8 protein-coding genes and 1 riboswitch are annotated in these 7820 nt (G+C 65.8%); all 8 genes read left to right on the top strand.

The features are described from left to right. Positions 1 to 418 precede the first annotated feature (418 nt). The gene (locus DBR22_RS12215) at positions 419 to 934 is read left to right on the top strand and encodes a DoxX family protein (protein WP_108599235.1); all 516 of its coding nucleotides are present in this window, start codon (positions 419 to 421) and stop codon (positions 932 to 934) included. A 6-nt stretch (positions 935 to 940) separates the two neighbouring features. Further along, on the top strand, positions 941 to 2332 hold the full coding sequence (gene aroA / locus DBR22_RS12210; RefSeq protein ID WP_108599234.1) for a 3-phosphoshikimate 1-carboxyvinyltransferase: 1392 nt from the start codon (positions 941 to 943) through the stop codon (positions 2330 to 2332). After that, complete coding sequence (gene rsgA / locus DBR22_RS12205) at positions 2316 to 3431, top strand: ribosome small subunit-dependent GTPase A (RefSeq protein WP_108599233.1); 1116 nt, start codon at positions 2316 to 2318, stop codon at positions 3429 to 3431. The genes aroA and rsgA overlap by 17 nt, the downstream gene beginning before the upstream one ends. Before the next feature lie 54 nt (positions 3432 to 3485). Continuing rightward, entirely contained in the window at positions 3486 to 4298 is an 813-nt protein-coding gene (gene hisN, locus DBR22_RS12200; RefSeq protein ID WP_108599232.1) for a histidinol-phosphatase, read from the top strand. A gap of 167 nt (positions 4299 to 4465) precedes the next feature. After that, a riboswitch (SAM riboswitch) is annotated at positions 4466 to 4579 on the top strand. Positions 4580 to 4615: 36 nt separating this feature from the next. Further along, on the top strand, positions 4616 to 6043 hold the full coding sequence (locus tag DBR22_RS12195; RefSeq protein ID WP_108599231.1) for an aminotransferase class V-fold PLP-dependent enzyme: 1428 nt from the start codon (positions 4616 to 4618) through the stop codon (positions 6041 to 6043). A 93-nt stretch (positions 6044 to 6136) separates the two neighbouring features. Then, the gene (locus DBR22_RS12190; RefSeq protein ID WP_108599230.1) at positions 6137 to 6895 is read left to right on the top strand and encodes a class I SAM-dependent methyltransferase; all 759 of its coding nucleotides are present in this window, start codon (positions 6137 to 6139) and stop codon (positions 6893 to 6895) included. 26 nt (positions 6896 to 6921) lie between these two features. Then, a complete protein-coding gene (locus DBR22_RS12185; RefSeq protein ID WP_108599229.1) occupies positions 6922 to 7638 on the top strand; it encodes a metal-dependent transcriptional regulator in 717 nt (238 codons plus the stop codon). Further along, the coding region (locus tag DBR22_RS25230) for a fluoride efflux transporter FluC (protein WP_146187488.1) at positions 7635 to 7820 on the top strand (186 nt) is incomplete at its 3' end. The genes DBR22_RS12185 and DBR22_RS25230, both read left to right, overlap by 4 nt.

Here is a 7820-nt window from a genome sequence, read left to right as displayed (position 1 = left end):
CTTTGGCTTCGCGTCCGGAGGCCTCATACATGGCCTCAAGGGCCGGATCCAGGGTGCTCATTGCGTTCAAGTCTACTGTGGGGCCCTTGGCACGCGGGGTTCCATACTCCGGAGGATCGGATTCCAGAGTGTTCATCACCACGGGGCCCGAGGGGTCCGTCCCGTCCTTTAGCAACCGCAAGGGCAACTCCACTCCTGTGTCAGGCCACTCCGAGTAATGCCAGAACTGAGGTCTGGCCACTCTGAATCAGGCAGGTATTTCTCCGGCGATTGGCTGCCGGCCAATTCTTCGGGCCGCACGGTGTTCAGCTGACCCGCAATCCATAACCCCGCCCGACAGGCAAATATTCCCCAAAAGTGCAAGACTAGAACCGACTTCGCCGCATTCGACGCGGTTCGTCCAGCCAGGAGGAAATCCATGTCCTTTGTCCGCAATCTCGCCCGTCCCATGCTCGCTTCAAGTTTCGTCGCCGCCGGGTTGGACAAACTCAAAAACGCCGACGACACTGCCCAGCAGCTCTCCCCTCTCCTGAAGAAGGCAGCAGCGTCGCTGCCATTCCGCACCGACGAGCGGACGCTGGCACGGGTAATCGGCGGAACCCAGATTGGTGCCGGAATTCTGTTCGGCCTGGGCAAGTTCAGCCGTCTCTCGGCAACGGTACTGACAGTCATTTCGCTCCTGAACACCTTCGTGGAATGGCGCAGCGCCGACATCAGCACCAAAGCAGGCCGTGAGGCCCGGCGGAGCCAGTTGCTGAAGAACATCTCACTCAGCGGCGGAGCCCTGCTCGCATCAGTTGACACCGCCGGCAAGCCGGGCCTCGCGTGGCGTGCCGAGCACCTCGCCGCGGACGCCAAAAAGACCACCGGCAAACAGCTCCACAAGGCGGACAAGGCTGTCCGCCGTGCCGTGGAGCAGGCAACGGGGGCGTAAGGACGGATGACCGGTTCCACCCCCGCAGCTTCCGCCGCCACGTCCGGCTCCGTTCCGCACTGGCCGGCTCCATTCGCCAGCCGGCCGATCAATGCCACTGTCACGGTGCCGGGTTCAAAGTCCCTGACCAACAGATTCCTGGTGCTCGCCGCGCTGGCTGACGGCCCGTCACGGCTCAGGGCTCCCCTGCACTCCCGTGACTCCGCCCTGATGATTGATGCGCTCCGCCAGTTGGGTGCCACCATCACCGAGGTGCCCGGCGACGGCGCCTTCGGGCCGGACCTCGAGGTCATTCCCCTGAGCCAGGAGGCGCCGTCGTCACGGACGCGCATCGACTGCGGGCTTGCAGGAACCGTGATGCGTTTTGTCCCGCCGCTGGCGGCACTGCGGAACGGCGTGAGTGATTTCGACGGCGATCCCCATGCCAGGAAGCGCCCCATGGGCACCATCATCGAGGCCCTGAAGGGGCTCGGCGTGACGTTGACAGCGGACGACGGCGGCACCCCCACTTCGCTGCCGTTCAGTGTTGAGGGCACCGGGGAAGTCCGGGGCGGCCACCTGGTGATCGACGCCAGCGCGTCGTCACAGTTTGTCTCGGCCCTCCTGTTGGTGGGTGCGAGGTTTACGGAGGGACTCCACCTCGAGCACGTCGGAAAACCTGTGCCGAGCCTGGACCACATCAACATGACTGTGGCAGTGCTCCGGGGTGTCGGCGTGGCCGTTGATGACTCGGTGCCCAACCACTGGGTGGTGGCGCCCGGACCCATCCGCGCGTTTGACCAGCGCATCGAACAGGACCTCTCCAACGCGGGTCCATTCCTGGCCGCTGCCCTGGCCACGGGAGGAACAGTGCGGATCCCGGACTGGCCCGAAGGAACCACTCAGGTAGGAGATCTGTGGCGCAGCATCCTGGCGGACCTGGGCGCGGAAGTAAGCATGGCGGACGGTGTCCTGACCGTCACCGGCGGGCGTGAGATCAAGGGTGGCAACTTTGCCGAAACAAGTGAACTCGCCCCCACTGTCGCGGCGCTTTGCGCTCTGGCCAACGGTCCCTCACGGTTGACCGGCATCGCCCACCTGCGCGGCCACGAGACAGACAGGCTCGCGGCACTCGTCACAGAAATCAACCGGCTCGGCGGGGACGCCGAGGAGACCAGCGACGGCCTGGTGATCCGGCCTGCCACGCTGCACGCCGGCGTCGTCCACAGCTACGCCGACCGCCGGATGGCAACCGCCGGCGCCATCCTGGGCCTGGCGGTACCCGGTATCGAAGTCCAGGACATCGCCACCACAGCCAAGACCATGCCGGAGTTCCCGCGGATGTGGGCTGACATGCTCGCCCAGGGCGGATCCGCAGCTGCGGCGGCGGAAGGTTCCACCGGTGGCGCGCAGTACTGATTCCTGGGACGAGTCCGATGTCCGGATCCGGCCCAGCAAAAAAGGCTCCCGGCCGCGGACCAAGGACCGGCCCAGCCACGACGACGCCGTCACCGGCCGCATTATCACCGTTGACCGCGGCAGGTATACCGCCATCGTCGGGGAAGGCTCCGGGGACGAACGGGTCATCATTGCCGCTCGCGCCCGCGAGCTACGGCGCTCCCCTGTGGTGGCCGGCGACTTCGTCTCCCTCGTAGGGGACGTCTCCGGCGAACCCGACACGCTGGCCCGCCTGGTCAGGATCCAGGACCGCCGGACCCTTCTTCGCCGCAGCGCGGATGACACGGACCCGATTGAGCGCGCCGTAGTGGCCAATGCTGATCAGCTGGTGGTGGTGGTGGCCGCCGCCAATCCTGAGCCCCGCACCGGCTTTATCGACCGCGCCCTCGTGGCCGCCTACGACGCCGGCATTGAGCCGCTGCTGCTCGTCACCAAGGCTGACGTCAAGGACCCCGCTGAACTGTTGTCCAACTATGAGCACCTGGACTTTCCGGTCATCATCAGCCGGACGGCAGACTCGGCCGCCTCCGGTATCGACGCCCGCTCGGACGACGGCCTCTCCGCGCGGCTGGACAGTGACGCTGTGGAGCAGCTACGGGCCCACCTGGACGGGAAAGTGACAGTAATGCTGGGCCACTCGGGAGTGGGCAAATCCACCATGGTCAACGCGCTCACCGGAGCGGAACGGGCCACTGGCGGCGTGAACGCGGTGACGGGCCGCGGCCGCCATACGTCCTCGTCGGCCCTGGCCCTGAAACTCACCGATGCCCCGGCGGGAAGCTGGATCATCGATACCCCTGGAATCCGCTCGTTTGGCCTGGCGCACGTGGACCCCGACCGGATCCTGCGGTCCTTCCCGGACCTGGAGCCGGGCACTGACGCCTGCGAACGCGGCTGCAAGCACAACGCCGCAGCCGTCAACTGTGGCGTGGACGCGTGGGTGGCCGCCGGCAACGCAGGCCCCACCGGACCGGCCCGGCTCGCATCGTTGCGGCGACTGCTCGGTGCAGATCCGCGGCTGGAAGGCCAGGAAACCAAGGAACTGGGCAGCATCAGCTAGCCGTTGACCGTCCACCTCCCGGGCCCAGCAGCCCGGAGACGGTAGTTTGTAACCATGATCCAACCCGCTTCGAGCTACAACGATGACCTGCGCCTGGCCCATGTGCTGGCCGATTCCGTGGATGACCAGACCATGAGCCGCTTCAAGGCCCAGGACCTGCACATCGAGACCAAGCCTGACCTGACGCCGGTCACCGACGCCGACAAAGCCGCGGAGGAAGCCATCCGCGGCCAGCTCTCCCGCTCGCGTCCCCGCGACGCCGTGCTCGGGGAAGAATTCGGCAGCTCCGGCCACGGGGCACGCCGCTGGATCATTGATCCCATTGACGGCACTAAGAACTTTGTCCGCGGCGTTCCGGTCTGGGCCACGCTGATCGCCCTCGTTGACGAAGGCGAACCGGTTGTGGGAGTGGTCAGCGCGCCAGCCCTGGGGAAACGCTGGTGGGCCGCGAAAGGTGCCGGAGCCTACATGGGCCGGTCGCTCGCAGCCGCCACCAGGCTCCGCGTCTCGGACGTGTCAAAGCTGTCAGATGCCTCCCTCTCCTATTCGAGCCTTGGAGGCTGGAAGCAGCGCGGCAACCTCGATGAGTTCCTGGGGCTGACAGAGGATGTGTGGCGCACGCGCGCATTCGGCGATTTCTGGTCGTACTGCATGGTGGCCGAAGGTTCCGTGGACATCGCCTGCGAGCCTGAGCTCAATCTGTACGACATGGCTGCGCTGGTCCCCATTGTGGTGGAAGCAGGTGGCCGCTTCACGTCGCTCGAAGGCGTGGACGGGCCGTTCGGCGGCAACGCCCTGGCCACGAATTCCATCCTCCACTCCGAGGTCCTCAAGCGCCTGAATCCGGAACTGGACGATCTCCTCTAGTCCGTCACCGGGACGTTATTTCGAATTATCGACGGCGGGCGCCTCCTGATGGGGGCGTCCGCCGTCGTATGTTCGGAGAAACTCCGCTTACCCAAATGTGCGTAACAAAGCCCTTAACATTCGGCGCGGCTTTTTCCCGGCCGGGGACATGTCCTACGCTCTTAACAGGTCACGAGTGCCAGCGCTAAACCCCGGTTTGCTGGCCGGCAACCCTCCATTCGCGGTGGGGTGCCCCGGGTGACGACCAGGCCGGTCCGGAACGGACCCGGCAAGCGCGGATTCCCGGCCAACGGGCGTCCTTTCAAAGTGAGGTCTCCGTGACAACTGCCACTGTCTCCCCCAACGCCGTTTCCCCAGTTCACACAGCGGGCTCCGCCTTCAGCGATCCGTTCGCCATCGCCGGGCGCCCCCTTTCCGCTGTCACCGGAGCTGAAATCCAGGCCCCGCTGATCCAGGGTGGCCACGTCCGGTACGCCAACCTGGATTACGGCGCCTCCGCACCGGCTCTCTCCGTGGTGTCCGCCTACCTGAACGAGATCCTGCCGTTCTATGCCAGCGTCCACCGCGGTGCCGGCTATGCATCGCAGATCAGTACCTCCGTCTACGAGAACTCACGGAACATCGTGCGTAACTTCGTGGGCGGCCGGCCGGACGACTCCGTGATCTTCACCCGGAACACCACAGACTCGCTGAATCTGTTGGCCGGTTGCCTCCCGCTGACGGACGGACGGCCAAACGGCGATGTGCTTTACCTGGACATAGAGCACCACGCCAACCTTCTTCCATGGCAGGGCGTGCCGCACCGCAGCGTTGTCGCTGCAGACACCATCACCGGGACCATCGAAGCGCTCCGTGCCGAACTTGAACAGGGAAGCGTCAGCCTCCTCGCCGTCACGGGCGCGTCGAATGTCACCGGCGAAATTCTCCCCATCCGGACGCTGGCGGCCCTGGCCCACGAGTTCGGAGCCCGGATTGTGGTGGACGCCGCCCAGCTCGCTCCGCACCGCCGGATCAACATCAACGCTGACGGCGTCGACTACGTGGTCTTCTCCGGCCACAAGCTCTACGCCCCGTTCGGCGCCGGTGTGCTGGTGGGCCGCACGGACTGGCTCGACGCCGGCAAGCCCCACCTCGCCGGCGGCGGCGCCGTCCGTGAGGCAAGGCTCGACGGCGTCAGCTGGGCCACGGGCCCCGCCCGGCACGAGGGCGGCTCCCCCAACGTCCTGGGTGCGGCCACGCTGGCGCGCGCCACCCAGGTCCTCGCATCACTGGATCAGGAACGCTGGCACGCCCACGAATCAGTCATCAGGGCTTTCCTGGTGGAAGGACTGCAGAAGATCGACGGCGTCACTGTCCACCAGATCTTCTCTGACACGGACGCTGAAACCGGCACTATCGGCGTCGTGAACTTCTCTGTGGCCGGCTACGACGCGGGCTTGGTGGCTGCCTATCTCTCGGCCGAGCACGGCGTCGGCCTCCGGGATGGCCGCTTCTGCGCCCACCCGCTGCTGAAGCGCCTCGGACTTCCCTCGGGATCGCTGCGGGCGAGCTTCGGAGTGGGGTCACGGCTTGAGGATGCGCAGCGGCTGCTGGCCGGCATCGAGCAACTCCGAAGCTCGGGCCTCGGCTGGGACTACGTGGTGGATTCAGGGCGCTGGGTTCCGGCCAACGACACCCGCACGTACCCGGAGTGGGCGCCGAACACACCCGGAACGGCCGGCGCGGCACCGTGCCTTGATGACTGAGCATTCCTGATCAGCAGGCCGCGATCAGGCGGCTGCGGTCAAATGCGGTAAATTCGAAGGATACCCATGGGCATCAGTTGAAGGAGGCCGCACGTGGCACGGGGTGGCCCCAGGCTTGACCATGGCCGCCGCCAGGAGCTCGGCCAGAGCTTCCAGGATGGCGGCGAGCACTACCAGCGGGTTCGCCCCGGCTACCCGGGCGAATCAGCGGACTGGCTGATCCCGGCCGGGGCCAGGGACGCCGTGGACGTTGGCGCCGGTACGGGCAAGTTCACCGCCCTCCTGCTGGAACGCGGCCTCACAGTCTCAGCGGTGGATCCTTCCGGGGACATGCTCGAACAACTGCGCGCCCATCATCCTGAGGTGTCCGCAACCCGAGGGACAGCAGAGGCAACAGGGCTCCCTGACTCTGTGTTCGACGTCGTCAGCGTTGCGCAGGCGTGGCACTGGTGCGATCCGCTGCCCGCGAGCACGGAACTGGCACGTATCCTTCGCCCCGGTGGAACGCTGGGCCTGATCTGGAACCAGCTGGACACGTCCATTCCCTGGGTTCACCGGCTGTCCCGCATCATGCACGCGGGTGATGTGTACAAGCCTGGTTTCCGGCCCGTAGTGGGGCCCGGGTTCGGTGGCCTCGAGAGCCATGTCACCAGGTGGGAGGACAGGCTCAGCACGGCGGAAATCATGGAGCTGACGAAGTCCCGCAGCTATTACCTGCGTGCCACGGAGGCAATACGCGGCAAAGTGTTGGCGAACCTCGACTGGTACCTCCACGAGCATCTGGGACACGATGTCGACGAAGAGGTCAGCCTGCCGTATCTGACCCTGACATGGCGGGCAGCCAGGGTGTGATGCCCGCCAGCGGGTAGGCTTGAGGGGTGAAGACCAGCGCGCCCTCCTCCTCCATCGAGGACTACGTCAAGGTCATTTACGGCTTTACCGAATGGCAGGCCAAACCCATCACGTCCTCGCAGCTGGCACAGCGTCTGGGCGTTGCGAACTCATCGGTCTCGGAAATGGTGCGCAAGCTCAAGGACCAGGGGCTGGTTGACCATAAACCGTACAGCGCCATCACCCTGACGCCGGCCGGCGTTCGGCTGGCGCTGTCCATGGTGCGCCGCCACCGCCTGATCGAAACCTACCTTGTGCAAGAGCTCGGCTATAGCTGGGATGAAGTCCATGATGAAGCCGAACTGCTCGAGCATGCGGTCTCGGACACGTTCATTGAGCGGATGGCCACCAAGCTGGGCAACCCCCAGCGGGACCCGCACGGCGATCCCATCCCCTCGGCGGATGGCACCGTGATGTTGCCTCCCGCCCACCTGTTGGCTGAACTCGACGAGGGCCACACAGGTCGAATTACCCGCATCAGCGACGAGAATCCGGACCTGCTGCGATACCTGGCGGCGGAGGAAATAGACCTCGACGCCGAGGTGGAGGTCCTGGGGCGCAGGCCGTTCGGGGGCGCCCTGATGGTACGGATCCGCAACGGAGGCAGGACCCGGGACTACGATCTGGCAGATGCAGTGACGGCGGCGCTGTGGGTTCACAGCGACCACAACCACGCGGGCTGTGTCCTTGTACCTGCTCAATGAAGAACGCCGGAATGCCTGACTGGCGGGCATGGCTGGCAGTGGCGGCAGGCGGACTGATTGGAACGGAACTCCGCTACGCCCTGGGGCTCGTTTTCCCTGAATCCGCCGGCCAGGTCCCCTGGACCACGCTGGGCATCAACGTGGCGGGGAGTTTCGTGCTGGCTGTTCTCACGACGCTATGG

Origin of the sequence: Arthrobacter sp. HMWF013 (assembly GCF_003061105.1) — a bacterium.
In the GTDB taxonomy this organism is placed as follows: domain Bacteria; phylum Actinomycetota; class Actinomycetes; order Actinomycetales; family Micrococcaceae; genus Arthrobacter.
The sequence above is the reverse complement of the archived record's forward strand: the minus strand, read 5'-3'. Positions and strand labels throughout refer to the sequence as shown.

Bases quoted from the DNA above. Each gene is read 5' to 3' on its own strand.
- DBR22_RS12215 (WP_108599235.1), top strand. From the start codon at position 419: ATGTCCTTTGTCCGCAATCTCGCCCGTCCCATGCTCGCTTCAAGTTTC.
- aroA (WP_108599234.1), top strand. From the start codon at position 941: ATGACCGGTTCCACCCCCGCAGCTTCCGCCGCCACGTCCGGCTCCGTT.
- hisN (WP_108599232.1), top strand. From the start codon at position 3,486: ATGATCCAACCCGCTTCGAGCTACAACGATGACCTGCGCCTGGCCCAT.